Origin of the sequence: Schaalia turicensis (assembly GCF_019380255.1) — a bacterium.
GTDB lineage: Bacteria > Actinomycetota > Actinomycetes > Actinomycetales > Actinomycetaceae > Pauljensenia > Pauljensenia turicensis_A.
The window spans coordinates 1,429,882-1,455,860 of sequence record NZ_CP048928.1 but is presented as its reverse complement, the minus strand read 5'-3'; the positions used below and the strand labels follow the sequence as shown (position 1 = coordinate 1,455,860).

Genomic DNA, 25,979 nt, shown 5'->3' with positions numbered 1-25,979 from the left:
CGCGACTGAGACGTCCAGCGCCATTAGCGAACACCAGGGTGCCTGTGGAGCACTGAACCTCTGGTCGGTGCCCCGCAGGCGCCTCGTGCTAGTACACCCCCAGGTAGACGACACGCCCGAGTGCGGGTACACTGATTCGCGGTGCTTCAAGCACCTGTGGGCTAAAGGCTCCAAGTCGAAGCGCATGGGGGCTGACAAGTAATTTAATCGTCCGTGTAATGTATGAGGATTCACACTCCAGATGGCGAGTTCAAACTTGCTAGGAAAGGTGTGGCTCTGTCAGACTTGAACGGTTGCCTCGCGACCCGTGGGGCGGTTCCGCAGGGATTCTGCGGACTGGGCTGAAACGCCCGTGATCTTTGGACAAGACAACGGTCCACCTTCACATAAGAAGGAACCGCGCAATATGTGTGTCACTTTTTTAAGCGACACGCCCGAGTGCGGGGACCGGTGACGAATCTGTACGAGAAGAGGTAAGACGGCATGGCGGGACAGAAGATCCGCATCCGGCTGAAGTCGTATGACCACGAGGTCATCGACAGCTCCGCGCGCAAGATCGTGGACACCGTGCAACGAGCAGGTGCCACTGTTGTGGGCCCGGTTCCACTGCCGACCGAAAAGAACGTGTTTGTCGTCATTCGGTCGCCCCACAAATACAAGGACAGCCGCGAGCACTTTGAGATGCGCACACACAAGCGGCTCATCGACATCATCGACCCGACGCCGAAGGCTGTCGATTCGCTCATGCGTATCGACCTGCCCGCAGACGTCAACATCGAGATCAAGCTCTGAGGACATCTGCAATGACTACTGACAACAAGCAGCACGCAGCTGCGCCGATTAAGGCGTTGCTCGGCCGCAAGCTCGGCATGACCCAGGTTTGGGACGCTGACGGCCGCCTCGTGCCCCTCACTGTCGTGCAGGTCGGCACTAACATTGTGACCCAGGTTCGCACCGAAGAGGTCGACGGCTACTCCGCCGTTCAGATCGGTTTCGGCGAAATCGAAGCACGCAAGGTCACCAAGCCTCTCGCAGGCCACTTCGCAAAGGCTGGCGTCGAACCCCGTCGTCACCTGACCGAGGTCCGCACCTCCGCCCATGACTCTTACGAGGTGGGTCAGGAACTCGACGCTTCCACCTTCGAGGCTGGACAGGCTGTTGACGTTTCCGGCAACACCAAGGGCAAGGGCTTTGCAGGCGTTATGAAGCGTCACGGCTTTGCCGGCGTTTCCGCTTCGCACGGTGCACACCGTAACCACCGCAAGCCCGGTTCGATCGGTGCTTGCGCAACCCCCGGACGCATCTTCAAGGGCCTGCGCATGGCCGGCCGCATGGGTGGCGTTCGTCGTACCGTCCAGAACCTCAAGGTCCAGGCAGTCGACACCGAGAAAGGCCTACTGCTCATCAGTGGCGCCATCCCGGGTCCGAAGAACTCCGTGGTCCTGGTTCGCTCGTCCGTGAAGGGTGCGTGAAATGGCTGACGTTCAGACCATCGACGTCTTCGATCTCAAGGGCAAGAAGGCAGCTTCGGTTGACCTCCCCGCAGAGATCTTCGACGTTCCCACGAACATTCCGCTGATGCACCAGGTCGTCGTCGCACAGCTTGCTGCTGCCCGACAGGGTACGCACGCAACCAAGACGCGTGGCATGGTTTCTGGTGGTGGCAAGAAGCCGTTCCGCCAGAAGGGTACCGGTAACGCTCGTCAGGGCTCGATCCGTGCACCGCACTTCACCGGTGGTGGCATCGTCCACGGCCCGCAGCCACGTGACTACGATCAGCGCACCCCCAAGAAGATGAAGCAGGGCGCACTCCGCTCCGCTCTGTCTGACCGTGCACGCGCAGGTCGCATCCACATCGTCACCGCTCTCATCGAAGGTGAGAAGCCGTCGACGAAGTCCGCTCTCGCAGCGCTTCGCGCGATCGTCGAGGACCGTCAGGCTCTCGTCGTCATCGAGCGTAACGATGAGCTCACCGCTCTCAGCCTGCGTAACGCTCCCGAGGTTCACGTCCTTTGGGCAGACCAGCTGAACACCTACGACGTCCTTGACGCCGACGATATCGTGTTCACCCTGGCAGCCATGGAGTCCTTCCTCGGCACCAAGGAGGAGACTAAGTGAGCACCCTCGAAGCGGGCAAGAACCCGCGCGACATCATTCTGAAGCCCGTCGTCACCGAGAAATCCTCCATCCTCATGGATGAAGGCAAGTACACCTTCGAGGTTGACCCGCGCGCCAACAAGACCGAAATCAAGATTGCCATCGAAGAAATCTTCGGTGTCAAGGTCGGTCAGGTGGCCACTCAGAACCGTAAGGGCAAGACCTACCGGACCCGCACGGGTCAGGGCAAGCGCAAGGACGTCAAGCGAGCAATCGTGACCCTGCGTGAAGGCGCCATCGACATCTTCGGCGATCAGGCCTGAAAACCGGAGAGGTAGAGGACAAAAATGGGAATCCGCAAATACAAGCCCACGACCCCGGGTCGTCGTGGCGCGTCGGTCTCTGATTTCGTTGAGATCACCCGCTCCGAGCCCGAGAAGTCGTTGGTTCGTCCGCTGCACAAGACCGGTGGACGTAACTCGAACGGCCGCGTGACCTCGCGTCACCGTGGCGGTGGCCACAAGCGTCAGTACCGCGTCATCGACTTCCGTCGTCATGACAAGGACGGCGTCCCGGCAGTCGTCGCTCACATCGAGTACGACCCGAACCGTACCGCTCGCATCGCCCTTCTGCACTACGCAGATGGCGAAAAGCGCTACATCCTGGCACCGGCCAAGCTGAACCAGGGTGACCGCATCGAAGCAGGCGCCGGCGCCGATATCAAGCCCGGTAACAATCTGCCGTTGCGTAACATCCCGCTCGGTACCGTTATCCACGCTGTCGAACTCAAGCCCGGTGGCGGCGCAAAGATCGCCCGCTCCGCCGGTTCGTCCGTTCAGCTCGTCGCCAAGGAAGGCCGCTTCGCCCAGTTGCGTATGCCGTCCGGCGAAATCCGCAACGTCGAAATCACCTGCCGTGCAACGGTCGGCGAGGTCGGCAACGCTGAACAATCCAACATCAACTGGGGCAAGGCCGGCCGTATGCGCTGGAAGGGCAAGCGCCCGCACGTCCGTGGTGTTGTTATGAACCCGGTTGATCACCCGCACGGCGGTGGTGAAGGTCGTACCTCTGGTGGCCGTCATCCGGTTAGCCCGTGGGGTAAGCCTGAGGGTCGTACCCGCCGTCCGAACAAGGACAGCGATCGTCTGATCGTTCGCCGTCGCAAGACCGGTAAGAACCGCTGAGTAGGAGTCGATAACTATGCCACGCAGTTTGAAGAAGGGCCCGTTCGTCGACGACCACCTGCTCAAGAAGGTCGACGCCGCAATCGAATCCGGCTCAAAGAATGTCATCAAGACTTGGTCGCGTCGCTCGGTCATCACCCCGGATTTCCTGGGTCTGACCTTTGCGGTGCACGATGGCCGCAAGCATGTTCCCGTCTTCATCACCGAGTCGATGGTGGGTCACAAGCTTGGCGAGTTCGCTCCCACGCGTACTTTCCGCAGCCACGACAAGGACGATCGAAAGGGACGCCGGCGCTGAGCCGGCCTCCACGGAAGAAGAGGCAGATAAATGGAAGCTAAGGCGCAGGCGCGTTTTGTCCGCGTCACGCCCCAGAAGGCCCGCCGTGTCGTGAACGAGGTTCGTGGCAAGGCTGCTCTGGAGGCCGCTGACATCCTGCGGTTTGCACCGCAGGCAGTCGCCACCGATGTCCGCAAGGTGCTCATGAGCGCCGTTGCCAACGCGAAGGTCAAGGCCGAACAGGCTGGCGAAACCTTCAACGAGGCAGACCTGCTGGTCATCGAAGCATTCGTCGATGAAGGTCCGACTATGAAGCGGTTCCGCCCGCGTGCACAGGGACGCGCAGGTCGCATCCTGAAGCGCACGAGCCACATCACCCTCGTCGTCGGTACCAAGGAAGACAAGAAGAAGGGAGTCCGCTGAAATGGGCCAGAAGGTTAACCCCACAGGGTTCCGCCTGGGAATCACCACGGATCACCGCTCCCGCTGGTTCTCCGACTCGACCACCAAGGGACAGCGTTACTCTGACTACGTTGCAGAGGACGTTGCAATCCGCAAGAACTTGACCGAGAACCTCGAGCGCGCAGGCATCTCGAAGGTCGATATTGAGCGTACGCGTGATCGCGTTCGCGTTGACCTCCACACCGCTCGCCCGGGCATTGTCATTGGTCGTCGTGGTGCAGAGGCTGATCGCCTCCGCCAGAACCTCGAAAAGCTCACCGGCAAGCAGGTTCAGCTCAACATCCTCGAGGTCAAGAACCCCGACATGGATGCTCAGCTTGTCGCACAGGGCATTGCAGAACAGCTCGCTGCTCGCGTTTCCTTCCGTCGTGCAATGCGCAAGGGCATTCAGTCCGCGCAGCGTGCAGGCGCCAAGGGTATTCGTGTTCAGGTTTCCGGTCGCCTCGGTGGCGCCGAAATGAGCCGTTCCGAGTTCTACCGTGAGGGTCGCGTTCCGCTTCATACCCTCCGCGCGAACATTGACTACGGATTCCACGAGGCACGCACGACCTTCGGTCGTATCGGTGTCAAGGTGTGGATCTACAAGGGCGACATCACCGAGCGCGAGTTCGCACGCCAGCAGGCCGAGCAGGCCAACCGTGGCGGACGTCGCAGTGATCGTCGTGGCCAGCGCCGCGGCGGACGCCAGAACCAGGAGACCGCTCAGCAGCAGGCGCCCGCAACCGAGGCGCCCGCAGCTACTGAAAACGGATCGGAGGCCTGAGCCCAATGCTCATTCCCCGTCGTACAAAGTGGCGCCGTCAGCACCGCCCGCACCGTACCGGTAATGCAACCGGTGGCACCGAACTGGCGTTCGGCGATTACGGTATCCAGGCACTCACCGGCGCATACGTGACCAACCGTCAAATCGAGGCAGCTCGTATCGCTATGACGCGTCACATCAAGCGTGGCGGCAAGGTGTGGATCAACATCTTCCCGGACCGTCCGCTGACCAAGAAGCCGGCTGAAACCCGAATGGGTTCCGGTAAGGGCGCGGTTGAATGGTGGGTTGCCCCCGTCAAGCCGGGTCGTATTCTGTTCGAGCTGGGTGGCGTCGACGAGGCGCTTGCACGCGAAGCTATGCGTCGCGCTCAGCACAAGCTTCCGATGAAGACCCGTTTCGTGGTCCGAGAGGGTGGTGACATCTGATGGCGGAAAAGGCACTTACCCCTTCCGACCTCGATGCCATGGACGACGCCCAGCTGTCCAAGGAACTCGAGAAGGCTAAGGCCGAGCTCTTTAACCTGCGCTTCGCACAGGCTGTTGGCAACCTCGAGGATCATGGCCGCATGAAGACCGTGCGCCGTGACATCGCCCGTATCTACACGATCGCGCGTGAGCGGGAGCTTGGCTACCGCACCGCCCCGAGCACTGAGGAGTGATTCTGATGGCAGATAGCACCGCGCGTAACGACCGCAAGGTTCGTATTGGCCTGGTTGTCTCTGACAAGATGGATAAGACCGTCGTTGTCCAGATTGAGGATCGTGTGAAGCACGCCCTCTACGGCAAGGTCATGCGCCGTAACAAGAAGGTCAAGGTTCATGATGAGAACAACGAATGTGGCATTGGTGACCGCGTTCGCATCATGGAGACTCGTCCGCTTTCCGCTACCAAGCACTGGCGAGTAGTGGAGATCATCGAAAAGGCCAAGTGATTCGTCACTGAGGTTTGTAATGAGCCCGGTTCCCCGGTTTGGGGAGCCGGGCTCCCTGCTGTTTTGCGCGCTTTCCCCGCGCTTGTTCACGAAATAGCGCCTCAAGGTGACTGCGCTTGTTCACGCTTGAACCTGCTTGTTCACTGTTGGTCACCCTCTTTTTTGACCGCGCTTGTTCAAGAAATCGAACATCGTTCTTCGCGCCTATTCGCGTGTGTTGGTTAATGAAGCCGCGTGGCCTCGTGAACCCGAAACGGTGAACAAGCGCGGGGTGGAGGGAGGGGATGTTGGTGAACAAGCGCGGTGGATGGGGCACACCTCACGAAACTGGCGGTTTCAAGTCAGTGGGGAAGTGGGGTACTCTTGGAGGGTTGCGTGACGCAAGGTGCACTGTGCCTCGCGTCGGTAGTGAGAGCGAGCAACACCATATTTAATCCTGTGGTGCGTTCTCACTATTGTCGGCATCGATGCGCAATAGTTCATGCACGTTCGGCAAGGCTCGAGGGAAGTAATGCTCCCAACAGAACCAGCTCGACAACAGGAGTCAATAGAAAATGATCCAGCAGGAGTCGCGACTTAAGGTCGCCGACAACACGGGTGCAAAGGAAATCCTGACCATCCGCGTGCTCGGTGGCTCGGCTCGACGCTACGCGGGTATTGGCGACACCATCGTCGCCACCGTCAAGGACGCAATCCCCGGCGGCAACGTCAAGAAGGGCGAAGTCGTCAAGGCAGTCGTAGTCCGCACTCGCAAAGAAACCCGCCGTCCCGACGGTTCGTACATTCGTTTCGATGAGAACGCAGCCGTCATTATCAATTCCAACGGCGAACCGCGTGGCACGCGTATCTTCGGCCCAGTCGGCCGTGAGCTGCGCGACAAGCGCTTCATGCGTATCGTCTCGCTCGCACCGGAGGTGATCTGATGGCAGCCAAGATCCGTAAGGGTGACCTGGTTGAGGTCGTTCGCGGTCGTTCATCCGACGAGAAGAAGCTCGCAGAGCGCAACGCCCGCCGTGCAGCCGAGGGCCTCGAACCCCTCAAGGCTGGCGACAAGGGCAAGCAGGGACGCGTCATCAAGGTTTTCCCGGCTGAGGGCAAGGTTCTCGTCGAAGGCATCAACCTGAAGACCCGTCACGTTCGCCAGGGCCAGACCCAGGGGCAGACCGGCGGCATCGAGACCATCGAAGCCCCGATCTCGATCGCAAAGGTCGCACTGGTCGATCCCGAAACCAAGCAGCGCGTGCGCGTCGGCTTCCGCGAGGATGTCGTCGAGCGCGATGGCCGCACCCGCACCGTCCGCGTTCGCGTGACCCGCGGTGGCGCCAAGCGCGGCATCGAGCAGGGCAAGGAGATCTGAACATGACCCCGCGTCTCAAGGAAAAGTACGTCTCCGAAATTCGTGACGCTCTCCGCACCGAGTTCAAGCATGAGAACATCATGCAGGTTGCCGGTCTGACCAAGATCGTCGTGAACATGGGTGTGGGTGAGGCAGCTCGCGATTCGAAGGCACTCGAGGGCGCAATCCGCGACCTCACCGCTATCACTGGCCAGAAGCCCGTGACCACCAAGGCAAAGAAGTCCATCGCACAGTTCAAGCTACGCGAAGGCCAGGCCATCGGTGCTCACGTCACGCTCCGTGGCGATCGTATGTGGGAATTCCTCGATCGTCTTCTCTCAACTGCTCTTCCGCGTATCCGCGACTTCCGCGGTCTGTCGGCCAAGCAGTTCGACGGTCACGGTAACTACACCTTCGGTCTGACGGAACAGTCCATGTTCCACGAGATCGACCAGGATTCGATTGACCGAGTTCGCGGTATGGATATCACCGTCGTTACCTCGGCCTCCACCGATGATGAGGGCCGTGCGCTCCTGCGTCATCTCGGATTCCCGTTCAAGGAGGACTGACCCATGGCGAAGACATCCCTGAAGGTCAAGGCCGCACGTAAGCCGAAGTTCGGCGTTCGTGCATACACGCGTTGCAACCGTTGTGGTCGCCCCCACTCGGTATACCGCAAGTTCGGCCTGTGCCGCGTTTGCCTCCGAGAGCTCGCCCTTGCTGGCGAACTCCCCGGAGTCACCAAGAGCAGCTGGTAAAACACTGACGTCGTAGGTCTCAAAAGGAGAAACCACGACGAGGAAGGGGAATTTCCCCAATGACAATGACTGATCCCATTGCAGACATGCTGACGCGTCTGCGTAACGCGAATCGTGCGCATCACGATACGGTTTCCATGCCGTACTCCAAGATGAAGAACGCGATCGCAAACATTCTGGTCGAAGAGGGCTACATTGCTTCGACCTCGGTTGAGGATGCCCGCGTGGGCAAGACCCTCACCATCACGTTGAAGTACGGTTCGCACCGCGAAGCGGCTCTCCAGGGTCTGCAGCGCGTTTCCAAGCCGGGTCTGCGCGTGTACGCCAAGTCCACCAACCTGCCTAAGGTTCGCGGCGGCCTGGGCGTGGCAATTCTGTCCACGTCCTCCGGTCTGCTCACCGACCGTCAGGCAGCCGACAAGGGTGTAGGTGGGGAAGTCCTCGCCTACATCTGGTGAACAGGAGGCTGAACAATGTCGCGAATCGGTAAGCAACCCATTGCTATCCCCGCAGGCGTCGACGTCACCGTTAACGGTGCAGACGTTAAGGTGAAGGGCAAGAAGGGCGAACTTTCACACACCGTCGCAGCCCCCATCACGGTGGCTATTGAAGACGGTCAGATTCTGGTTTCCCGTCCGGACGATGAGCGCCTTTCCTGTTCGCTCCACGGTCTGACTCGCACCCTTATTGCGAACATGATCGTTGGCGTGACCGAGGGCTACAAGAAGGAACTCGAAATCACCGGTACCGGTTACCGCGTGGTCGCCAAGGGCAAGAACCTCGAGTTCTCTCTCGGCTTCTCGCACACCGTTCCGGTCGAAGCTCCGGAAGGCATCGAGTTCACCGTTGAGTCGCAGACCAAGTTCACGGTCCACGGCATCGACAAGCAACTCGTTGGCGAAACCGCAGCTCGCATCCGCAAGCTGAAGAAGCCTGAACCCTACAAGGGCAAGGGCATCCACTACGTGGGCGAAACGATCCGTCGCAAGGTCGGAAAGGCTGGTAAGTGATGGCGTACACGGTCAAGGGCAAGGGCAAGTTCGTCGCTCGCAAGCGTCGTCACATTCGCCTTCGCAAGAAGATCAACGGTACCCCGGCGCGTCCGCGCCTGGTCGTCACCCGCTCGAATCGTCACATCGTTGCTCAGGTTATCGACGACACCGTCGGTCACACCCTGGTTTCTGCTTCCGACTTCGAGTCCGGCGTCGAAACCATGACTGGCACGAAGACCGAAAAGGCAACCAAGGTTGGCGCTCTCGTTGCAGAGCGTGCGAAGGCGGCCGGCATCACCGCCGTCGTTTTCGACCGTGGTGGCAACAAGTATTTCGGCCGCGTTGCGGCCGTCGCCGAAGCTGCCCGTCAGGGTGGCCTCGAGCTGTGACCGGATCGAAGGAAAGAGAGATCATCTGATGGCTGCACCGCAGCGAGGCAGGAACGGTCAGGAAGGCTCTGAGCGTTCGGGCGACGGCGAGCGTCGCGACCGCCGTAATGGTCGTGGCGACCGCGATACACGTCGTGGCAACGAAAAGAATGAATACATCGAACGTGTTGTGACCATCAACCGCGTTTCCAAGGTTGTGAAGGGTGGACGTCGTTTCTCCTTCACCGCTCTGGTTGTCGTGGGCGATGGCGAAGGCACCGTCGGTGTTGGCTACGGAAAGGCCAAGGAAGTTCCCCAGGCCATTTCCAAGGGCGTTGAGGAAGCGAAGAAGAATTTCATTCGCGTTCCGATGATCCGTCGCACTATCACGCACCTGGTTCAGGGTCACGATGCCGCCGGCACCGTGCTTCTGCGCCCGGCAGCACCGGGCACCGGCGTTATCGCCGGCGGTCCGGTTCGTGCAGTGCTCGAGGCAGCTGGCGTGCACGACGTGCTCACCAAGTCGCTCGGCTCTGACAACGCAATCAACATTGTTCACGCGACTGTTGATGCCCTCAAGCAACTGGAACAGCCTGAAGCTGTTGCAGCACGTCGCGGTCTTCCGCTGGAGCGCGTTGCTCCGGCTTCGATGCTCCGCGCACGCGCAGAGGGTGAAGCTGAGAAGCGGGCCAAGGCTGAAAAGGCTGAGGCAGAAAAGGCTTCCGCGGGGGTGAATGAGTGATGGCGAACATCAAGATCACGCAGACCAAGTCGTCGATCGGCGCCAAGCAGAACATGAAGGACACTCTGCGCACCCTCGGGTTGCGTAAGATCGGCCAGAGCGTCGTCCGTGAGAACACCGAGACCGTTCTCGGTGCAGTTCACACGGTTCGTCACCTGGTGACCGTTGAGGAGGTCGACTGACCATGGCGGACTCCAAGTCCACAACAGGCGAAAAGGTGCAGATCGTTAAGCTGCACCACCTCCGTCCAGCCCCCGGCGCCAAGACCGCCAAGACCCGCGTTGGTCGTGGTGAAGGCTCCAAGGGCAAGACGGCTGGTCGCGGTACCAAGGGTACGAAGGCTCGCTACCAGGTGGCTGCAGGCTTCGAAGGTGGCCAGATGCCGATTCACATGCGTCTGCCCAAGCTCCGTGGCTTCAAGAACCCCTTCCGCGTTGAGTACCAGGTCGTCAACGTTGCCAAGCTTGAGGAACTGTTCCCCAAGGGTGGCAAGGTGACGGTCGAGGATCTTGTCGCAAAGCACGCGGTTCGTGACGGCGCTCCGGTTAAGGTGCTCGGCACCGGTGAGCTCACCGTCAAGCTTGAGATCGAAGTTGACTCCTGGTCAGCTTCTGCTCAGGAGAAGATCACCGCAGCTGGCGGAACCATTTCCGCACGCTGACAGCTGATTGGGGGTGGTCCGGCATCAATCCGGATCACCCCCTTTTAGTGTTTTAAACTGATAGACGGTTCCTCGCAGAACCTTTGAACCCAAGGCCGATGTCTACACGGAGCCATTTTTCCGGTAGTCTGACACGGTCGCTAGGGCACATGCTCCAGCATTCCCATTACCCGTAGGAGGAAGCCTTGCTTAGTGCATTTGCACAGGCGTTCCGCACCCCTGACCTTCGTCGTAAGCTGCTGTTTACGCTGTTTATCATGGCGATGTTCCGCCTGGGTTCATACATTCCGACCCCCGGCGTTGACTCGACCGCGATCCAACAATGTCTGGCTCAGCAGGAAGAAGCGAATCTTCTTGACCTCGTGAACCTGTTCTCCGGTGGCGCGTTGCTCCAGCTATCGATCTTCGCACTCGGCATCATGCCGTACATCACAGCGTCGATCATCATTCAGCTTTTGCGTGTTGTCATTCCGCGTTTCGATGACCTCCATAAGGAAGGACAAACCGGTCAAGCCAAGCTGACGCAGTACACGCGTTACCTGACGATCTTCCTGGGCGTTCTACAGGCCACGACAACACTGACATTGGCTCGCACCGGACGTATGTTCTCCGGTTGTTCCGCGAACGTTTTGGCAGATGACTCTTGGTGGATGTTCCTTATCATGATCATCATCATGATGGCGGGTACCGGCGTGGTCATGTGGCTCGGCGAATTGATCACCGAGCGTGGCATCGGCAACGGCATGTCGCTCCTTATCTTTACTTCGATCATTGCCCGTCTTCCCTCCCAGATGCTGGCCATCGGTCAGTCTGGCAAGTGGGGTGCCGTGATCGCGATCCTTCTGCTCCTCTTCGCCGTTACGCTCGCCGTGGTGTTCATTGAGCAGGCTCAGCGTCGCATTCCAGTTCAGTACGCGAAGCGCATGATCGGTCGTCGCCAGTACGGTGGCACGACGACGTACATCCCGCTGAAAATCAATATGTCTGGCGTTATCCCGGTTATTTTCGCCTCGTCGATTCTTGCGTTGCCGTTGATGATTGCTCAGTTTGGTACCCAGACCGACGGTTGGGTTCAGTGGATTTCGGCGAACTTACATCAGGGATCGTGGGTCTACCTCACGATTTATGCACTCCTGATTCTCTTCTTCGCCTTCTTCTACACGGTGATTACATTCAACCCCGAAGAGGTTGCTGACAACATGAAGCGCTACGGTGGCTTCATTCCGGGTATTCGCGCAGGTCGTCCGACCGCTGAGTTCCTGTCCTACGTCATCAACCGCATTACGAGTGCCGGCGCACTCTACCTTGTGATCGTTGCCCTGTTGCCGTCACTCCTTATTATCCCCCTGAAGATTTCGCAGTCGCAGATGCCGTTCGGGGGCACGACGCTTCTGATTATTGTGGGCGTCGGTCTGCAGACCGTGAAGGAGATTAATACTCAGCTTCAGCAGCATCACTACGAAGGATTCTTACAATGACCGCCATGGTTCTTCTGGGTCCGCCCGGAGCAGGCAAGGGGACGCAAGCTACTCGCATCGCGGAAAAGCTGAGTATTCCGGCTATTTCTACCGGAGAGATTTTCCGTGCGAATATGTCTGAAGGCACTGAGATTGGCCTGCAGGCCAAGGCATTCATCGACCGTGGTGAGTTCGTTCCTGACTCGGTGACCAATGCGATGGTGAAGGCGCGTCTGTCTGCTCCGGACACTGCGAACGGTTTTCTTCTTGACGGCTACCCGCGCAACGTGGAGCAGGCTCATGTGCTTGCCGACATGTGCGAAGAGGTCGGCATCAAGCTTGACCTGGTTCTTGAAATCCAGGTTGATGAGGACGAAGTTGTGACCCGCATGATGAAGCGTGCCGAGGAACAGCATCGCACCGATGATACTGAGCCTGTCATGCGTCACCGCCTTGAGGTCTATCACCAGCAGACAGAACCGGTTGCGGCGTACTACGCCGACCATGATTTGCTTCAGGTTGTTGATGGTTCGGGTTCGATCGACGAAGTGACCGAGCGTATTTTCACTGTCCTCAATTCTGTCGCGAAGAACTGACCGTTATGCAGCGTATTGAGTTGAAGACTCGAGACCAGATCCGCTGGATGCGTGAAGCTGGCTTGATTGTTGCTGACATTCACGCGAGCCTGCGCCAAGCGGTGCGCGCTGGTGTGACTACGGCTGAACTGGATGAAGTGTCTGCCGACGCGATTAGGCGCGGGGGAGGGACCTCGAACTTCCTCAATTACTACGGCTACCCAGCCACGGTCTGCATCTCCGTAAATGATGTGGTCGTCCACGGTATTCCCGGCAAGCAGAAGCTGAAGGATGGGGACATCGTCTCCTTCGACTGCGGTGCGTGGGTGTCTCACGGTGGCAAGCAGTGGCATGGTGACGCGGCGTTCTCCATCATCGTTGGTGACGAGTGGGTGGACGACGAGTCCTTCATGGCAGGAAAGCGTGGCTCGGGTGCTCACCCTCAGGGAGTTGACGAGGCCACGATGGAGCGTCGCCGTGAACTGGACGTTGTGACGCGCGAGTCTCTGTGGGCAGCTCTCGCTTCCCTCGAAAAGGGGCGTCGCATTTCCAGCGTCGGTCGCGCCGTCGAAGAAGTTGTTGCCAAGTATGACGACGAGTTCGGTTGGGAAGCCGGCATCATCGAGGAATATACAGGCCATGGTATCGGCACCGCGATGCACCAGGATCCCGAGGTCCTGAACTATGACGCTCGTGGAATCTTCCCGCGCGTGAAGCCCGGTATGGTCCTTGCGGTTGAGCCGATGCTGACGTCGGGTTCGATCGAGACCCTCACTGAGTCTGACGAATGGACTGTCCGTACCGTCGATGGTTCGGACGCCGCCCATTGGGAGCACACGGTCGCGATCCTCGACGACGGCATCAGCGTGCTCACCGCCCCCGACTATGGAAAGGCCGGGCTCGCGCCTTTCGGGGTCGAACCGATCGAGCTCTGACACAGATGTCGCAACGCTGGCTCTGCTCCTCGAGGCGAAGTCAGCGCCGTAAGCGTGGTGCGACAATGCGCACAGCGACGCGGATACTTATCTTTGTCCGTGCCCCGCGACTCTGCGATTCTCCTGCCGGAGTATCAGGTTGGGCTATCGGTGATCGACTGAGCCCAGGCCGACCGATCCGTTAGCGGGGGGAGTGCTCGTCCGTGGAATGTCCCGATTTCTTCGAGGAGCTGTGGCTCTTCGCGACGATGACCAAGGCGCGGACGATGTAGACGAGGGCGCCCACCCAGAAGATCCAGTTCCAGCGCGGTGCAGTCAACGCGACGCCTACGAGACAGAGGGCGAAGCCGACGTTCCACCAGGCAGCGCTACCGGTTGATGCTCTGCCGTTTATGAACATGACGCCACCGCGCGTCTGAGTCTGTGCGTCATGACAACTCCTTTGTTGATTTGAGGCAGGTGATCCCAGTATCTCCATGTTTTCAAGACGGAGGGGCCACTTTCGTTACAGAAGATGCTGTGTGGGATGCGGGGATGGTGATGCTCTGTGCAGCTCCCAGGTGTCGTAGCTTCCAGGTGTCATTGAAACGGCAAGGCATCACAGTAGGGGAGAAAAGGACTAAGCCTTTTGTCTCGTCCGCTGCACCGCTCCCTCCTTGTCGATGAACTCGGCTCGTGCTCTCGTCCTCGTCAATGAACTCGGCCCGCGCTCGAGTCCTCGTCGATGAACTTGGCCAGCGCTTCCCTCCTTGTCGATGAATCCGGCCGAAGGTGAGGCAGTCGACAGGGCAGTCAACTACCAGAGGGATGTGCTTTTGCTGTACTCTAGATCTTCGGGCGTGTCGCATGTCGGCTGTGTCGTACGTGTTGCATGCGCCCCGTGGCCCTTGGGCCATGACTCATCCGAAGAACGTAGAGGACAGACGGAGGATATGGCAAAGAAAGACGGCGTCATCGAAATGGAAGGCACGGTCGTTGAGGCCCTGCCGAACGCGATGTTCCGTGTGGAACTGGCCAATGGGCACGTTGTGCTCGGCCACATTGCAGGAAAGATGCGACAGCACTACATTCGAATCCTCCCCGAGGATCGAGTTCTCGTCGAACTGAGCCCCTACGACCTCTCCCGAGGCCGTATCGTCTACCGCTACAAGTAAACCCCGACACGACCGTCTACGGACGGTGGAGGAATAACCATGAAGGTCAAGCCGAGTGTCAAGAAGATTTGTGACAAGTGCAAGGTGATTCGTCGCCACGGCAATGTCATGGTCATCTGCGACAACCCCAGGCACAAGCAACGTCAGGGCTGAAATCCTCACGTAGCTGACCCGGGCACAACAGCCCACAGGATCACATCAAGCGCGAATACGCGACCCTCGGTTCGGAGGCCGAGGCCGGATAGCTCATCCGGAAGATGTGATGACGACCTCCGAAGAACTACTGGAGCACCAACAACATGGCACGTATTGCCGGTGTCGACCTCCCCCGCGAAAAGCGACTGGAGATTGCACTTACCTACATTTACGGAGTCGGTCGCACCCGCGCGGCCGAGACCCTCGAAGCAACGGGTGTCAGCCCGGACGTCCGCGTGAAGGACGCCACCGAGGAAGATCTCGTCAAGCTCCGTGAATACATCGAATCGAACTTCAAGGTTGAGGGCGACCTTCGCCGCGAAGTTCAGGCTGACATTCGCCGCAAGATCGAAATTGGCTCTTACCAGGGTCTTCGCCACCGTCGTGGCCTGCCGGTCCATGGTCAGCGCACCAAGACCAACGCTCGCACCCGCAAGGGCCCGAAGCGCACCGTTGCAGGCAAGAAGAAGGCCAAGTAAGGCCTAAGGACTTCCAGCCTTTACGGCGGATAGTTCTTCATACGACTGAAGAAGGAACTGTTAAACACAATGGCAGCTGCAAAAACTTCGCGCTCCGGTGCTGCTCGTAAGCCGCGCCGCAAGCTCAACAAGAACGTCACCCACGGTCACGCGTACATCAAGTCGACGTTTAACAACACCATCGTTTCCCTGACCGACACCACTGGTGCCGTTATCGCCTGGGCCTCGTCTGGCCAGGTCGGCTTCAAGGGTTCGCGTAAGTCCACCCCCTTCGCTGCGCAGCTTGCAGCAGAGGCGGCCGCGCGTCGCGCCCAGGAACACGGCATGAAGAAGGTCGACGTCTTCGTTAAGGGGCCCGGCTCCGGCCGTGAAACCGCGATCCGTTCCCTCCAGGCCGCTGGCCTCGAGGTCGGCTCGATCCAGGACGTTACCCCTCAGGCACACAACGGCGCTCGCCCCCCGAAGCGTCGTCGCGTCTGATTCGTCGCACCGGGATGCTTTGCCGTCCGGCATCGCATCCCCACGTCTGAGTACACCATTCGGTCGTGCTCACACCCTCCGTCCCACTCATGTGGGATCCACTGTCCGGCGTCATATGGCGGGCGCCGGGAAGAAAGGACCAAGACGTGCTCATTGCAGAGCGACCAATCCTCACCGAGGAAAAAGTCAGCGAACACCGTTCACGCTTCACACTCGAACCCCTCGAACCGGGCTTCGGTTACACGCTGGGTAATTCCCTGCGTCGTACCCTGCTCTCTTCGATCCCGGGTGCGGCGGTTACGTCCATCCGTATCGATGGCGTTGCCCACGAATTCCGCACTATCGAAGGTGTGAAGGAGGATGTCGCAGAGATCATCCTCAACATCAAGCAGATCGTCCTCTCCTCTGAGATGGATGAACCCGTCGTGATGTACCTGCGTAAGGCCGGCCCCGGTGTCGTCCTCGCTGGCGACATCACCCCGCCGGCAGGCGTTGAGATCCACAATCCGGATCTTCACCTTGCCACCCTCAATGACAAGGGCAAGCTCGAGATCGAACTGACCGTTGAGCGTGGACGCGGTTACGTTTCCGCGGCGCAGAACAAGGATCCTCAGGCTGAAATCTCGCGGATTCCGATCGATTCGATCTACTCGCCGGTTGTCAAGGTCACCTACAAGGTCGAGGCAACTCGTGTTGAGCAGCGTACCGACTTTGATCGCCTCGTCATCGACGTGGAGACCAAGTCGGCGATCACCCCGCGTGATGCTCTTGCATCGGCTGGTAAGACCCTTGTTGAACTGTTCGGCCTCATGCGCGAACTGAACGAGGAAGCAGAAGGCATCGAAGTGGGTCCGTCGACCACCGACGAAACCCTCGCAGCAGACCTTGCTCTGCCGATCGAAAGCCTGAACCTGCAGTCTCGTTCTTACAACGCGCTGCGTCGTCGTGGGATCCTCACCGTGGGCGAGCTTGTCGCTCACTCCGAGGCTGATCTTCTTGATATTCGTAACTTCGGCACCAAGTCGATCGAAGAGATCAAGGAATCTCTGGCCACTCTCGGCATGACACTCAAGGATTCGGTTATGCCGATCCCGGGTGCCTCTGAGTCTGGTTCGGTCCAGTTCAGCGACGAACAGTCCATCTGACCCTTATGCGTCCGATGGACGCACCTAATCCGTAGGAGACACAATGCCCACCCCCAAGAAGGGTGCTCGTCTGGGCGGAAGCCCGGCACACCAGAAGCTGATCCTGTCGAACCTCGCGACTCAGCTCATCGAACACCGCGCACTCACGACCACCGAAGCCAAGGCTAAGCTTCTGCAGCCTTACTTCGAGAAGCTCGTGACCAAGGCAAAGCGTGGCGACATGCACGCTCGTCGCACGGTTGCTAAGAAGATCACCTCGAAGGAAGCACTCTACGTGCTCTTCGACGAGATTGCGCCGGCCATCGATTCTGAGCGTCAGGGTGGCTACACCCGCCTCATCCGCGTTGGTAACCGTAAGGGTGACAACGCTCCTCTCATGCGCATCGAAATCGTTCTCGAGAAGCTCGAGAAGAAGGCTGTTGTGAAGAAGGCTGAAGACACTGCCGCCAAGGCAGCTGAAAAGCCTGCTGAAAAGGTTGAGGAAGCCCCCAAGTCTGAAGAGACCGAGGTTGAGGCATCTGAAGCTGAGTGACTAGGTCGCGGGCTTGCCCGTGATTGACTCTCACTTTTGAGGTGGGGTCGGAGACGCTGATGCGTTTCCGGCCCCACCTTTTTGTTTGCGTCCACCGCGCTTGTTCAGGCGTGGCGTGTTTTTGTGGCTCTGCTTGTTCACGTTTGGGGTGTTTTGTGACCACGCTTGTTCATGCTCAGGCCGACTATCGGGCATATGCAGGCGGGCCCATGGCGGTGAACAAGCGCGGTGGGAATCGACGACAATTCGGACTAAATCGGTGAACAAGCGCGGTGGATCGTTAGAGTTGGTGGCATGTCTGAACCCATGACGCTCGCAATTGACTGCGGTGGTGGCGGAATTAAAGGCTCCGTCGTTGACGAACGAGGCACGATGATCGCACCGGCGATTCGCACGCCTACGCCGTACCCGCTACCGCCGGAGCTCTTGATCGAAGTTGCGCAGGATCTGGCGAACAAGCTCCCTCAAGCTGACCGTGTGACTATGGGAATGCCTGGAATGATCCGACACGGAGTGGTTGTGGCTACCCCGCACTACATCACGCGCTCCGGCCCTCGCTCCAAAGTGGTTCCCGAACTTGTTGAACGTTGGGACCATTTCGACATGAGAGGAGGCATCGAAAGGGCGCTTGGCTTGCCCACGAAGGTTTTGAATGACGCCGAGGTTGCTGGAGCCGGTGTCATTACCGGTACGGGGCTCGAAATGATCATCACCCTGGGGACGGGCCTCGGAAATGCAGTCTTTGATTCCGGAGTGCTGGCACCTCACGTTGAAGTGTCGCAGGGCTTCGTCCGTTGGGGCCTGACCTACGACGATTACATCGGGGAACACGAACGGCTACGACTTGGCGATGCACACTGGTCGCGTCGCGTCCGTCGCGTCATCGATGGACTTCGTCCCATGTACATGTGGGACCGTCTCTACCTTGGAGGCGGCAACTCGAAGCTGATTACAAGCGGACATCGCGCCCGCCTAGGTGACGATGTCATCATCGTGCCCAATGATGCAGGCATCATCGGGGGAGTGCGCGCGTGGTCTCTATGAGCAACTCCGACCCCTTAGCTTTTACCGCGCTTGTTCACGAACCTGTCGCGCTTGTTGAAGAATCCGCTGCGCTTGTTCAAGCGCCTCACACTCTTCGCATCCGTCTTGACCTCAGCTACGACGGGACGAATTTCCACGGGTGGGCTTCCCAGCCAGGCCAACGAACCGTGCAAGGTGAAATTGAAGCTGGCTTAGGCCTCGTACTTCGGTGCCCAACTGTGCTGACGGTCGCTGGGCGAACGGATGCCGGAGTGCACGCGCGCCATCAAGTGGTCCACTTCGACGTTGAACAAGCGCGGTGGGAAAAGCTCGCGCCTCGAGGGGCGGAAGCGACTGCGGAGGCCTGTGCGAACGCGCTTGTTCGCCGATTGAACGGTGTGATTGCGCGCGCGTATGGGCAGTGGATGCGCGATCGAGCCCTGAATGCGCCCAAAGGTACGGCCGATGTTGTGATCCGCGAGGCGCATGTTGTTTCGTCGGATTTTGATGCGCGTTTTTCTGCTCTAGGACGTCATTACTGCTACCGGCTGATGAGCGGGGCAGTCGATCCGCTCCGCCGTTTTGATGTTCTGAGTCTTGAACAACCTCTAGATGTTGACTTGATGAATCGGGCAGCAGCCCCATTGCTTGGCGAGCATGATTTTCTGTCGTACTGCCGGCCACGCGAAGGAGCCACAACGATTCGCACGCTGACGCGCCTGGAATTCAAGCCGTCTTCGACAGCGCTTGTTCACCATTCGGGGGCGCTTGTTCACCGTTCGACCGCGCTTACTCCCCAACAGGGCGCGTCAGAGTCCGCGCTTGTTGAGTGTTTTGTCGACGCTGATGCGTTCTGCCACTCGATGGTGCGTTCGCTTGTAGGCGCGCTTGTTGAAGTGGGTCTGGGGCGCCGGAGCGTCGACTGGCCGTATGAGCTGCTTCAAGCCTGCTCTCGAACAAGCGCGGCGCCGATTGCTCCTGCGCACGGACTGACTTTGGAGGGCGTGGACTATCCGGCGCCGGATCAGTGGGCCTCGCGCGCTCAACAAGCGCGGTCGCGTCGCGATTCGTGTTGTGGCGACGGGAGTTAGGCCCAGTCTGCCTTGGTGCGCCAGCGTTCGTGCGTGCTTGTTCACCAATTCACGGGGCCGGGATCATCACCGGAACGGTTTTCTTCGGGTTGCCCGCACGGTGAACAAGCGCGGTGGGGGTAGGGAGTAGCAACTGAGGAATCGGACACAAAGGCCCGGCAACTTTGACCGGCTCAATCCTGCCCGATAGACTTGATGACGCTGTGCGTTAGCTAGCGCCCTCGGTGTATTCCCACTCGCCGTTGAGTTGCAACTGACGCCTCGCGCGAACCGTTACATCGCGAGCGCGATCCTGACATTGGGGATTGATGCTCCATGACTGATAAGAATTGAAGGTTACGCCCGTGCGCACCTATTCACCCAAGCCTGGGGACGCAGACAAGAAGTGGTACGTCATCGACGCCACTGACGTCGTCCTCGGCCGCCTGGCGGCTCAGGTTGCCGCCATTCTTCGTGGGAAGCATAAGCCGACGTTCGCCCCTCACATGGATATGGGTGACAACGTCATCATCATTAATGCGGACAAGGTCGTTCTGACCGGTAAGAAGCTCGAACAGAAGATGGCCTACCGCCACTCTGGTCGTCCCGGTGGTCTGACCTCAACCTCCTACCGTGACCTCATGGCCAAGTCGCCTGAGCGCGCGGTTGAGAAGGCCGTTCGCGGCATGCTTCCTCACACCAGCCTCGGCCGTATGCAGTTCAAGAAGCTGCATGTTTACGCCGGTGCTGAGCACCCCCACGCCGGCCAGTCGCCGGTTCCCTACGAGATCACCCAGGTTGCTCAGTGAGCTTCGTGCCACTGAATAATCGACATAAGCACTGAGGAGAACCGTGGCTGAGACCACCGAAATCGTCGAGCTGGATGAGGAGAACGCCCCTAGCTCGTACACCACTGAGACTGAAACCGCGCCCGCAGGCGCCGGCCAGTCCATCACCGCGCCCGGCGCGGGCCTTGGTCGCCGCAAGGAGGCCGTTGCCCGTGTTCGTCTGGTTCCTGGAACCGGCGAATGGAAGATCAACGGACGCACCCTCGAGGATTACTTCCCGAACAAGCTGCACCAGCAGCTCGTGAAGTCCCCGTTCGTCCTTCTTGACCTTGATGGCCGTTTCGACGTTGTCGCCCGTATCAACGGTGGCGGCATCTCCGGCCAGGCAGGCGCCCTGCGCCTCGGCATTTCGCGCGCTCTCAATGAGATCGACCGCGATGCCAACCGCCCGGCACTCAAGAAGGCTGGCTTCCTGACTCGTGACGCTCGCGTCATCGAACGTAAGAAGGCAGGCCTCAAGAAGGCACGTAAGGCTTCGCAGTTCTCGAAGCGCTGATCCTTCGTTTTCTTGGCTTGTGGCCCTGCTCCTTGTGGAGCGGGGCCACAAGTGTTTTTAGGGCATCGTGCTACTCGGCGACTAGCGCGCTTGTTCACGGCATCCGGCTTTGTCGTGTGCGTGGTCTCTCATTGACGAGGCCGCGTACTTGTTGATGCCTCGCACTGAACAAGCGTGGTCTTTTTGGGTGTTAGTGGTGAACGAGCGCGGTCTTTTTGGGTGTCAGCGGTGAACAAGCGCGCTGCTTTTGTGGTGTTGGCGGTGAACAAGCGCGCTGTTTTTGCGGTGTTGGCGGTGAACAAGCGCGGTGGGAAGAGCGGAATCCGGGCCTCGTGGTCCTTTGCGATACCGGAAATACGCGAGGGTGGAAATTCTCGCAAAGTGACAGACGGGGCCGCAGAAGAACCGAACTCGCCGGGGCCACGGGTACGCTAGGGACAACTGACACAACGCTTTCCGGCGCGATGCCGGCGTGAATGAAGGAACTAAAATGGCACGAATGTTTGGCACCGACGGTGTCCGTGGCCTCGCGAATGTTGATATTACGGCTGACCTGGCGCTGAAGATCGGTGAAGCTGCTGCTCGCTACTTTGGTGCGCTTCGCAGTGACGGGACGAAAGCGCGTGTCGTCATTGGTCGAGATACGCGCATTTCGGGTGAGTTCCTTGAGCACGCTCTGGCTGCCGGGCTTGCAAGCGCAGGCATGGACGTGACTCTTCTTGGCGTTGTGACGACTCCGACCGTTGCCTACCTGACTGCTTCGCAGGACGACATTGACTTGGGTGTCATGATCTCGGCGTCACACAACCCGATGGCTGACAACGGCATTAAGTTCTTCGCGCAGGGTGGCTACAAGCTCCCCGACGCGGTTGAAGATGAGATTGAAGCACTGATCGGAACCGAGTGGGATCGCCCGACCGGCGACGGTGTCGGCGAGGTCGACGAGCAACATGAGAAGGCGAAGCGCCTGTACGTTGACCATGTGGTGAAGTCTGTGAACACGGACTTGAATGGTCTGACAATCGTCGTTGACTGCGCTAATGGTGCCGCCTTCGAGCTCGGTCCGCTAACGCTACGTGAAGCGGGTGCCGAGGTCATCGTGATCAACGCTGAACCCGACGGCCGCAATATCAACCTCAATGCTGGTTCAACCCACCCTGAAGGCCTGCAGAAGGCCGTCGTCGAGCACAAGGCAGACTTCGGTGTCGCTTACGATGGTGACGCAGACCGTTGCTTGGCAGTCGATGCTGAAGGCAACCTGATCGACGGTGACAAGATCATGGGCGCACTCGCGGTGGATGCGCGTGAGCGTGGCAAGCTCAAGGGAGACACCCTTGTCGTGACCGTGATGTCGAACCTTGGTCTGATTCTCGCGATGCGTGACAAAGGTATTAAGACGGTTCAGACCGCAGTCGGCGACCGTTACGTGCTCGAAGAAATGCGCGCCTCCAACTATGTGCTGGGCGGCGAACAGTCCGGCCACATTATTGATCTCGACCATGCAACGACGGGTGATGGCATCCTGTCGTCCCTGCTGGTTGCTCGCATGGTGAAGGAATCCGGTCGCTCCCTGGCGGATCTGACTGCGTTCGTTGAGCGCTTACCCCAGACACTCATCAATGTGGGCGGGGTTGACCGTAGCAGTGCAGCGACGAACGAAGCTGTTGCGGTGGCTGTCAAGGCTGCTGAAGCACAGCTCGGCGATACCGGTCGTGTTCTTCTTCGCCCGTCGGGCACCGAGCCGTTGGTGCGCGTCATGGTTGAGGCCGCCACCCAGGAACAGGCTGATTCTGTCGCAGCCTCACTCGCTGACGTGGTGAAGGAAAACTTGGCGATCTGATACGAGGCATCCGCTGAGGGGCGTGACTGAGACAATCAACGGGCTCGGTAGGGGAATCCTCTACTGAGCCCGTTGAGCTTTGTCTTCACCACCAGAGGCGTTCAGCGTCTCAGAAGGGACCTCGTCGCCCCTGACACGAACTGGGAAAGGCGGTCGCTAGTCCTTACGCAGTAGCAACGAATCGACGCGGTGATCCTGGTCTTTGTGGAAGATCATCGTGGCGCGTTCGCGAGTGGGAGCGATGTTTTCACGCAGGTTTGGCAAGTTAATTGCCGACCAGACCATGCGCGCTGTCGCTTCGGCCTCCGTGTCCGTCAAACTGGCGTAAGTGCGGAAGAAGGAATCTTCACGCGAGAAGGCAGTTTGGCGAAGAGTGAGGAACCGGTCGACATACCACTGCTCGATGTCGGATTCTTCAGCATCGACGTAGATCGAGAAGTCGAAGTAGTCAGACACGGAAACACCGAGCGCCCCAGGGTGGAGGCGCGGGGGTTGCAGAACGTTCACTCCCTCGACGATCAGAATGTCGGGAGCCTCAATGTGGAGGATTTTGCCCGGGACAACGTCGTAGATGACATGCGAGTACACGGGAGCAGTGACGTCGCCCGCCCCCGACTTCACGGCGGCCAAGAAATTCAGCAGAGCCTGACGGTCGTAGGACTCCGGGAAGCCCTTGCGTGCCATGATGCCCTTTTCTTCGAGCACGGCGTTCGGATAGAGGAAGCCGTCGGTTGTCACCAGGTCGACGCGCGGGGTGTGCTCCCAACGCTGGAGCAGAAGTTGCAGAAGACGGGCGACGGTTGACTTTCCAACGGCAACTGAGCCGGCAATTCCGATGACGAAAGGGGTGGGTGTGGGCGTTTGCTCGCCCAGGAAGGTGGCGCGCTCGCGGGCGGTGCGTCGCCTGCCGTCAACGTACAGCTGAAGGAGCGCAGACAAAGGGCGATAAATCGCGTCGACTTCGCTCATGTCGATGGGGTCGCCCAAGGAAGCGATCCTGGTGATGTCTTCTTGCGTCAACGGCAGGGGAGTGTGGTCGACCAACCTATCCCAATCGGCGCGTTCAATGCGCGTAAAAGGGGAGATCGCAGAGTAGGCGTGTGCGTTGTGGGAAGTCACGATGGCATTGTCTCGCACTCGCTTGTTCGAATGCACCTTTGAGGCAAAAGTGTGAAGAATGGCGGGTATCTGTCGGACATGGGCAAGGCGACGAGCGCAACTCCGCTCGATGTGCTGGAATTGCTTGCATGTGTGGAATTGTTGGACATATTGGTTGCACCCCGTCGGCTCGTTCGCGTGAGGTCGTCATGGGGGGCCTCGCTCGCCTGGAATACCGCGGATACGACTCTGCCGGTTTGGCTCTGTCAACTCCGGACGGCCTGAAGGTGATTCGCGCAGTCGGTAAGCTCGCGAACCTTGCTGACAAGATCGAGGTCCTCAAGCCTGCCGATGCTTTCGCTGCGATCGGTCATACTCGTTGGGCGACGCACGGTCGTCCGACTGTTGCGAATGCTCACCCGCATTCGTCCGCAGACGGTCGTTTCGCTCTGGTACACAATGGCATCATCGAAAATGCTGACGCGTTGCGCGCCGAACTTCGCGCCGATGGCGTCACTTTTGCGTCCGATACGGATACTGAGGTTGTCGTCCACCTGATTGCCAAGATGTACGAGGCCGGGACTGCTGGGCAGTGGGGCGGCTCTCTTGCCGGAGTGCACGCTGGCGAAGATACTGTTCGTCGTCTGATTGCTGCGATGCGCGCTGTTACTGAGCGCCTGCAGGGCACATTCACGCTGCTACTCGTTTCAGCCGATGCGCCGGAGGTTATTCTTGCGGCACGCCGTTCTTCGCCTCTGGTTGTTGGTTTGGGTGACGGCGAAAACTTCCTCGGTTCTGACGTTTTGGCATTCATTGAGCACACGAACCGCGCTGTCGAGATCGATCAGGATCAGATGGCTGTTGTCACGGCTCGTGGCGTGACTGTTCTTGGCCATGATGGGAATGTTGTTCCGCTCAAGGAATACGAAGTTGACTTCACTTCGGATCGCGCGACGAAGGACGGCTGGCCGACCTTCATGGAAAAGGAAATTCACGAACAGCCCCGTGGTGTTCGCGAAACCTTGGAAGACCGTATCGATTCCACCGGTCACCTTGCACTCGACGAGGTCCGTATCCCCGAATATATCCTGCGTGGCGTCGACAAGATCGTCATGATCGGTTGCGGTACCGCGTCCTACGCCGGTCAGGTCGCCAAGTACGCGATCGAACACTGGTGCCGTATCCCCGTCGAGGTCGAGCTTTCCTCTGAGTTCCGCTACCGCGACCCAGTCGTCACCGAAAAAACACTGGTTGTGGCCATCTCGCAGTCCGGTGAAACCATGGACACGATCCAGGCGATCCGTCACGCTCGCGAGCAGGGCGCGAAGGTCGTGGCAATTGTGAACACTCCGGGCTCGACTATTTCGCGTGAGTCCGACGCTGTTCTACTGACCCACGCGGGCCCGGAAATCGCTGTCGCCTCTACCAAGGCGTTCACGTCTCAGGTCACCGCCTGCTTCATTCTGGGCCTGTACCTTGCCCAGGTTCGTGGCAACAAGTACTCCGACGAGATCATCGACTACATGGAAAAGCTGGCTGAAGCGCCGGCGAAGATCCAGAAGATCCTCGATCAGGGCGAGACTGTCCGACAGTTTGCTCGCACCATGAAACACGCGACGTCCGTCATCTACCTCGGTCGCCACGTCGGATACCCGGTTGCCCTTGAAGGCGCCCTGAAGCTCAAGGAAATCTGCTACATCCACGCAGAAGGCTTTGCGGCCGGCGAACTCAAGCACGGCCCGATCGCACTGGTCGACGAAGGCCAGCCGGTCATCATCGTTGTTCCGACCCCGCGTCGTCCCGAACTGCACAACAAGGTTCTGGCAAACATTCAGGAAGTTCGCGCTCGCGGCGCAAAGACCATCGTCATCGCTGAAGAAGGCGACACCTCCGTCGACGAATTCGCTGAAATCGTGTTCAGGATTCCTCCGATCCCGACGCTGTACGCGCCCCTGTTAACGGTTGTCCCGCTGCAGATCTTCGCCTGCGAACTCGCAACCGTGAAGGGCCTTGACGTCGATCAACCACGCAACCTCGCTAAGTCTGTGACCGTTGAGTAAACATCCCTGACTGGACTTTTCC

General features: G+C 59.2%; 38 protein-coding genes. 36 read left to right on the top strand and 2 right to left on the bottom strand.

All coding sequences use genetic code 11. From position 1 onward, the window contains the following. Positions 1 to 483: 483 nt before the first annotated feature. The 24 genes from rpsJ (at position 484) to G5S47_RS06360 (ending at position 13,537) form a co-directional block, all read left to right on the top strand. Positions 484 to 792 carry a 30S ribosomal protein S10 gene (rpsJ, locus tag G5S47_RS06475; RefSeq protein ID WP_006681500.1) on the top strand — a complete coding sequence of 103 codons (309 nt, stop codon included), beginning with the start codon at positions 484 to 486 and terminating at the stop codon, positions 790 to 792. Positions 793 to 803: 11 nt separating this feature from the next. Continuing rightward, on the top strand, positions 804 to 1,472 hold the full coding sequence (gene rplC / locus G5S47_RS06470; protein ID WP_006681499.1) for a 50S ribosomal protein L3: 669 nt from the start codon (positions 804 to 806) through the stop codon (positions 1,470 to 1,472). A gap of 1 nt (position 1,473) precedes the next feature. After that, positions 1,474 to 2,118: a 50S ribosomal protein L4 gene (rplD, locus tag G5S47_RS06465; RefSeq protein WP_006681498.1), complete on the top strand. Its 645-nt coding sequence runs from the start codon at positions 1,474 to 1,476 to the stop codon at positions 2,116 to 2,118. Beyond that, positions 2,115 to 2,420, top strand: a complete 306-nt coding sequence (gene rplW / locus G5S47_RS06460; protein ID WP_006681497.1) for a 50S ribosomal protein L23 — start codon at positions 2,115 to 2,117, stop codon at positions 2,418 to 2,420. The genes rplD and rplW overlap by 4 nt, the downstream gene beginning before the upstream one ends. A gap of 24 nt (positions 2,421 to 2,444) precedes the next feature. After that, a complete protein-coding gene (gene rplB, locus G5S47_RS06455) occupies positions 2,445 to 3,281 on the top strand; it encodes a 50S ribosomal protein L2 (RefSeq protein WP_006681496.1) in 837 nt (278 codons plus the stop codon). Positions 3,282 to 3,297: 16 nt separating this feature from the next. Then, positions 3,298 to 3,579, top strand: a complete 282-nt coding sequence (gene rpsS, locus G5S47_RS06450) for a 30S ribosomal protein S19 (RefSeq protein WP_006681495.1) — start codon at positions 3,298 to 3,300, stop codon at positions 3,577 to 3,579. Positions 3,580 to 3,609: 30 nt separating this feature from the next. After that, positions 3,610 to 3,981 carry a 50S ribosomal protein L22 gene (gene rplV / locus G5S47_RS06445; RefSeq protein WP_103631691.1) on the top strand — a complete coding sequence of 124 codons (372 nt, stop codon included), beginning with the start codon at positions 3,610 to 3,612 and terminating at the stop codon, positions 3,979 to 3,981. Between the two features lies 1 nt (position 3,982). After that, positions 3,983 to 4,783, top strand: a complete 801-nt coding sequence (rpsC, locus tag G5S47_RS06440) for a 30S ribosomal protein S3 (RefSeq protein WP_006681493.1) — start codon at positions 3,983 to 3,985, stop codon at positions 4,781 to 4,783. A 5-nt stretch (positions 4,784 to 4,788) separates the two neighbouring features. Then, positions 4,789 to 5,208, top strand: a complete 420-nt coding sequence (gene rplP / locus G5S47_RS06435; RefSeq protein WP_006681492.1) for a 50S ribosomal protein L16 — start codon at positions 4,789 to 4,791, stop codon at positions 5,206 to 5,208. Beyond that, entirely contained in the window at positions 5,208 to 5,441 is a 234-nt protein-coding gene (rpmC, locus tag G5S47_RS06430; RefSeq protein ID WP_006681491.1) for a 50S ribosomal protein L29, read from the top strand. The genes rplP and rpmC overlap by 1 nt, the downstream gene beginning before the upstream one ends. Positions 5,442 to 5,446: 5 nt before the next feature. Beyond that, entirely contained in the window at positions 5,447 to 5,713 is a 267-nt protein-coding gene (gene rpsQ / locus G5S47_RS06425) for a 30S ribosomal protein S17 (protein WP_006681490.1), read from the top strand. A gap of 554 nt (positions 5,714 to 6,267) precedes the next feature. Next, complete coding sequence (rplN, locus tag G5S47_RS06420; RefSeq protein WP_006681489.1) at positions 6,268 to 6,636, top strand: 50S ribosomal protein L14; 369 nt, start codon at positions 6,268 to 6,270, stop codon at positions 6,634 to 6,636. Next, positions 6,636 to 7,070: a 50S ribosomal protein L24 gene (gene rplX / locus G5S47_RS06415; protein ID WP_006681488.1), complete on the top strand. Its 435-nt coding sequence runs from the start codon at positions 6,636 to 6,638 to the stop codon at positions 7,068 to 7,070. Before rplN ends, rplX begins: the two co-directional genes overlap by 1 nt. Positions 7,071 to 7,072: 2 nt before the next feature. After that, entirely contained in the window at positions 7,073 to 7,618 is a 546-nt protein-coding gene (gene rplE / locus G5S47_RS06410; RefSeq protein WP_101627638.1) for a 50S ribosomal protein L5, read from the top strand. Between the two features lie 3 nt (positions 7,619 to 7,621). Further along, a complete protein-coding gene (locus G5S47_RS06405; protein ID WP_006681486.1) occupies positions 7,622 to 7,807 on the top strand; it encodes a type Z 30S ribosomal protein S14 in 186 nt (61 codons plus the stop codon). Between the two features lie 59 nt (positions 7,808 to 7,866). Continuing rightward, entirely contained in the window at positions 7,867 to 8,265 is a 399-nt protein-coding gene (gene rpsH / locus G5S47_RS06400; RefSeq protein WP_006681485.1) for a 30S ribosomal protein S8, read from the top strand. 15 nt (positions 8,266 to 8,280) lie between these two features. Further along, positions 8,281 to 8,817, top strand: coding sequence for a 50S ribosomal protein L6 (gene rplF, locus G5S47_RS06395; protein ID WP_006681484.1), 537 nt, complete (start codon positions 8,281 to 8,283; stop codon positions 8,815 to 8,817). Further along, positions 8,817 to 9,188, top strand: coding sequence for a 50S ribosomal protein L18 (gene rplR, locus G5S47_RS06390; protein WP_006681483.1), 372 nt, complete (start codon positions 8,817 to 8,819; stop codon positions 9,186 to 9,188). Before rplF ends, rplR begins: the two co-directional genes overlap by 1 nt. 28 nt (positions 9,189 to 9,216) lie before the next feature. Continuing rightward, entirely contained in the window at positions 9,217 to 9,909 is a 693-nt protein-coding gene (gene rpsE / locus G5S47_RS06385) for a 30S ribosomal protein S5 (protein WP_006681482.1), read from the top strand. Further along, complete coding sequence (gene rpmD / locus G5S47_RS06380) at positions 9,906 to 10,091, top strand: 50S ribosomal protein L30 (protein ID WP_179369897.1); 186 nt, start codon at positions 9,906 to 9,908, stop codon at positions 10,089 to 10,091. The genes rpsE and rpmD overlap by 4 nt, the downstream gene beginning before the upstream one ends. Before the next feature lie 2 nt (positions 10,092 to 10,093). Beyond that, on the top strand, positions 10,094 to 10,570 hold the full coding sequence (rplO, locus tag G5S47_RS06375) for a 50S ribosomal protein L15 (protein ID WP_006681480.1): 477 nt from the start codon (positions 10,094 to 10,096) through the stop codon (positions 10,568 to 10,570). Between the two features lie 185 nt (positions 10,571 to 10,755). Beyond that, positions 10,756 to 12,048: a preprotein translocase subunit SecY gene (gene secY / locus G5S47_RS06370; protein WP_006681479.1), complete on the top strand. Its 1,293-nt coding sequence runs from the start codon at positions 10,756 to 10,758 to the stop codon at positions 12,046 to 12,048. Further along, the gene (locus G5S47_RS06365; RefSeq protein ID WP_006681478.1) at positions 12,045 to 12,623 is read left to right on the top strand and encodes an adenylate kinase; all 579 of its coding nucleotides are present in this window, start codon (positions 12,045 to 12,047) and stop codon (positions 12,621 to 12,623) included. Before secY ends, G5S47_RS06365 begins: the two co-directional genes overlap by 4 nt. Before the next feature lie 5 nt (positions 12,624 to 12,628). Next, entirely contained in the window at positions 12,629 to 13,537 is a 909-nt protein-coding gene (locus tag G5S47_RS06360) for a type I methionyl aminopeptidase (RefSeq protein WP_103631686.1), read from the top strand. Positions 13,538 to 13,718: 181 nt separating this feature from the next. Here G5S47_RS06360 and G5S47_RS06355 read toward each other — a convergent pair whose 3' ends face one another. Continuing rightward, a complete protein-coding gene (locus tag G5S47_RS06355) occupies positions 13,719 to 13,937 on the bottom strand; it encodes a hypothetical protein (RefSeq protein WP_219585415.1) in 219 nt (72 codons plus the stop codon). 532 nt (positions 13,938 to 14,469) lie between these two features. On the opposite strand from G5S47_RS06355, the gene infA reads away from it, so the two are divergent. The 11 genes from infA (at position 14,470) to glmM (ending at position 22,799) form a co-directional block, all read left to right on the top strand. Continuing rightward, the gene (gene infA, locus G5S47_RS06350; RefSeq protein WP_040318576.1) at positions 14,470 to 14,691 is read left to right on the top strand and encodes a translation initiation factor IF-1; all 222 of its coding nucleotides are present in this window, start codon (positions 14,470 to 14,472) and stop codon (positions 14,689 to 14,691) included. Between the two features lie 39 nt (positions 14,692 to 14,730). Further along, positions 14,731 to 14,844 (top strand): 50S ribosomal protein L36, encoded by a 114-nt coding sequence (rpmJ, locus tag G5S47_RS06345; protein WP_003790577.1) that lies wholly within the window; start codon positions 14,731 to 14,733, stop codon positions 14,842 to 14,844. 146 nt (positions 14,845 to 14,990) lie between these two features. Beyond that, positions 14,991 to 15,365, top strand: coding sequence for a 30S ribosomal protein S13 (gene rpsM, locus G5S47_RS06340; protein ID WP_006681474.1), 375 nt, complete (start codon positions 14,991 to 14,993; stop codon positions 15,363 to 15,365). Between the two features lie 69 nt (positions 15,366 to 15,434). Continuing rightward, positions 15,435 to 15,845, top strand: a complete 411-nt coding sequence (gene rpsK / locus G5S47_RS06335) for a 30S ribosomal protein S11 (RefSeq protein WP_006681473.1) — start codon at positions 15,435 to 15,437, stop codon at positions 15,843 to 15,845. A 146-nt stretch (positions 15,846 to 15,991) separates the two neighbouring features. Continuing rightward, positions 15,992 to 16,990, top strand: coding sequence for a DNA-directed RNA polymerase subunit alpha (locus G5S47_RS06330; protein WP_006681472.1), 999 nt, complete (start codon positions 15,992 to 15,994; stop codon positions 16,988 to 16,990). Positions 16,991 to 17,033: 43 nt separating this feature from the next. Beyond that, complete coding sequence (gene rplQ, locus G5S47_RS06325) at positions 17,034 to 17,522, top strand: 50S ribosomal protein L17 (RefSeq protein ID WP_006681471.1); 489 nt, start codon at positions 17,034 to 17,036, stop codon at positions 17,520 to 17,522. 294 nt (positions 17,523 to 17,816) lie between these two features. After that, complete coding sequence (locus G5S47_RS06320) at positions 17,817 to 18,566, top strand: ROK family protein (protein WP_006681470.1); 750 nt, start codon at positions 17,817 to 17,819, stop codon at positions 18,564 to 18,566. Next, on the top strand, positions 18,554 to 19,636 hold the full coding sequence (locus G5S47_RS06315; RefSeq protein WP_257878427.1) for a tRNA pseudouridine synthase A: 1,083 nt from the start codon (positions 18,554 to 18,556) through the stop codon (positions 19,634 to 19,636). The genes G5S47_RS06320 and G5S47_RS06315 overlap by 13 nt, the downstream gene beginning before the upstream one ends. A gap of 344 nt (positions 19,637 to 19,980) precedes the next feature. After that, complete coding sequence (gene rplM / locus G5S47_RS06310) at positions 19,981 to 20,424, top strand: 50S ribosomal protein L13 (RefSeq protein WP_103631684.1); 444 nt, start codon at positions 19,981 to 19,983, stop codon at positions 20,422 to 20,424. Between the two features lie 43 nt (positions 20,425 to 20,467). Then, complete coding sequence (gene rpsI / locus G5S47_RS06305) at positions 20,468 to 20,959, top strand: 30S ribosomal protein S9 (protein WP_006681467.1); 492 nt, start codon at positions 20,468 to 20,470, stop codon at positions 20,957 to 20,959. A gap of 490 nt (positions 20,960 to 21,449) precedes the next feature. Continuing rightward, positions 21,450 to 22,799 carry a phosphoglucosamine mutase gene (gene glmM, locus G5S47_RS06300; RefSeq protein WP_219585414.1) on the top strand — a complete coding sequence of 450 codons (1,350 nt, stop codon included), beginning with the start codon at positions 21,450 to 21,452 and terminating at the stop codon, positions 22,797 to 22,799. A gap of 156 nt (positions 22,800 to 22,955) precedes the next feature. On the opposite strand, the gene coaA is transcribed toward glmM, so the two are convergent. Continuing rightward, positions 22,956 to 23,918 carry a type I pantothenate kinase gene (coaA, locus tag G5S47_RS06295; protein ID WP_006681465.1) on the bottom strand — a complete coding sequence of 321 codons (963 nt, stop codon included), beginning with the start codon at positions 23,916 to 23,918 and terminating at the stop codon, positions 22,956 to 22,958. 128 nt (positions 23,919 to 24,046) lie between these two features. Here coaA and glmS point away from each other — a divergent pair, with 128 nt between their 5' ends. Continuing rightward, the gene (gene glmS, locus G5S47_RS06290) at positions 24,047 to 25,957 is read left to right on the top strand and encodes a glutamine--fructose-6-phosphate transaminase (isomerizing) (RefSeq protein ID WP_219585413.1); all 1,911 of its coding nucleotides are present in this window, start codon (positions 24,047 to 24,049) and stop codon (positions 25,955 to 25,957) included. Positions 25,958 to 25,979: the final 22 nt, after the last annotated feature.

Excerpts from the sequence above, each read along its gene's own strand:
- infA (WP_040318576.1), top strand. The coding sequence starts at position 14,470 with ATGGCAAAGAAAGACGGCGTCATCGAAATGGAAGGCACGGTCGTTGAG.
- rplE (WP_101627638.1), top strand. The coding sequence starts at position 7,073 with ATGACCCCGCGTCTCAAGGAAAAGTACGTCTCCGAAATTCGTGACGCT.
- rplB (WP_006681496.1), top strand. The coding sequence starts at position 2,445 with ATGGGAATCCGCAAATACAAGCCCACGACCCCGGGTCGTCGTGGCGCG.
- rplV (WP_103631691.1), top strand. The coding sequence starts at position 3,610 with ATGGAAGCTAAGGCGCAGGCGCGTTTTGTCCGCGTCACGCCCCAGAAG.
- G5S47_RS06365 (WP_006681478.1), top strand. The coding sequence starts at position 12,045 with ATGACCGCCATGGTTCTTCTGGGTCCGCCCGGAGCAGGCAAGGGGACG.
- rpsS (WP_006681495.1), top strand. The coding sequence starts at position 3,298 with ATGCCACGCAGTTTGAAGAAGGGCCCGTTCGTCGACGACCACCTGCTC.
- rplX (WP_006681488.1), top strand. The coding sequence starts at position 6,636 with ATGGCAGCCAAGATCCGTAAGGGTGACCTGGTTGAGGTCGTTCGCGGT.
- G5S47_RS06405 (WP_006681486.1), top strand. The coding sequence starts at position 7,622 with ATGGCGAAGACATCCCTGAAGGTCAAGGCCGCACGTAAGCCGAAGTTC.
- rpsK (WP_006681473.1), top strand. The coding sequence starts at position 15,435 with ATGGCAGCTGCAAAAACTTCGCGCTCCGGTGCTGCTCGTAAGCCGCGC.
- rplF (WP_006681484.1), top strand. The coding sequence starts at position 8,281 with ATGTCGCGAATCGGTAAGCAACCCATTGCTATCCCCGCAGGCGTCGAC.
- glmS (WP_219585413.1), top strand. The coding sequence starts at position 24,047 with ATGTGTGGAATTGTTGGACATATTGGTTGCACCCCGTCGGCTCGTTCG.
- rpsJ (WP_006681500.1), top strand. The coding sequence starts at position 484 with ATGGCGGGACAGAAGATCCGCATCCGGCTGAAGTCGTATGACCACGAG.
- rplN (WP_006681489.1), top strand. The coding sequence starts at position 6,268 with ATGATCCAGCAGGAGTCGCGACTTAAGGTCGCCGACAACACGGGTGCA.
- glmM (WP_219585414.1), top strand. The coding sequence starts at position 21,450 with ATGGCACGAATGTTTGGCACCGACGGTGTCCGTGGCCTCGCGAATGTT.
- rpmC (WP_006681491.1), top strand. The coding sequence starts at position 5,208 with ATGGCGGAAAAGGCACTTACCCCTTCCGACCTCGATGCCATGGACGAC.
- rplQ (WP_006681471.1), top strand. The coding sequence starts at position 17,034 with ATGCCCACCCCCAAGAAGGGTGCTCGTCTGGGCGGAAGCCCGGCACAC.
- G5S47_RS06320 (WP_006681470.1), top strand. The coding sequence starts at position 17,817 with ATGTCTGAACCCATGACGCTCGCAATTGACTGCGGTGGTGGCGGAATT.
- rpsQ (WP_006681490.1), top strand. The coding sequence starts at position 5,447 with ATGGCAGATAGCACCGCGCGTAACGACCGCAAGGTTCGTATTGGCCTG.
- rpsC (WP_006681493.1), top strand. The coding sequence starts at position 3,983 with ATGGGCCAGAAGGTTAACCCCACAGGGTTCCGCCTGGGAATCACCACG.
- rpsH (WP_006681485.1), top strand. The coding sequence starts at position 7,867 with ATGACAATGACTGATCCCATTGCAGACATGCTGACGCGTCTGCGTAAC.
- rpsE (WP_006681482.1), top strand. The coding sequence starts at position 9,217 with ATGGCTGCACCGCAGCGAGGCAGGAACGGTCAGGAAGGCTCTGAGCGT.
- rpmJ (WP_003790577.1), top strand. The coding sequence starts at position 14,731 with ATGAAGGTCAAGCCGAGTGTCAAGAAGATTTGTGACAAGTGCAAGGTG.
- rplP (WP_006681492.1), top strand. The coding sequence starts at position 4,789 with ATGCTCATTCCCCGTCGTACAAAGTGGCGCCGTCAGCACCGCCCGCAC.
- rplC (WP_006681499.1), top strand. The coding sequence starts at position 804 with ATGACTACTGACAACAAGCAGCACGCAGCTGCGCCGATTAAGGCGTTG.
- G5S47_RS06355 (WP_219585415.1), bottom strand. The coding sequence starts at position 13,937 with ATGTTCATAAACGGCAGAGCATCAACCGGTAGCGCTGCCTGGTGGAAC.
- G5S47_RS06360 (WP_103631686.1), top strand. The coding sequence starts at position 12,629 with ATGCAGCGTATTGAGTTGAAGACTCGAGACCAGATCCGCTGGATGCGT.
- rplR (WP_006681483.1), top strand. The coding sequence starts at position 8,817 with ATGGCGTACACGGTCAAGGGCAAGGGCAAGTTCGTCGCTCGCAAGCGT.
- rpsM (WP_006681474.1), top strand. The coding sequence starts at position 14,991 with ATGGCACGTATTGCCGGTGTCGACCTCCCCCGCGAAAAGCGACTGGAG.
- rplD (WP_006681498.1), top strand. The coding sequence starts at position 1,474 with ATGGCTGACGTTCAGACCATCGACGTCTTCGATCTCAAGGGCAAGAAG.
- rplO (WP_006681480.1), top strand. The coding sequence starts at position 10,094 with ATGGCGGACTCCAAGTCCACAACAGGCGAAAAGGTGCAGATCGTTAAG.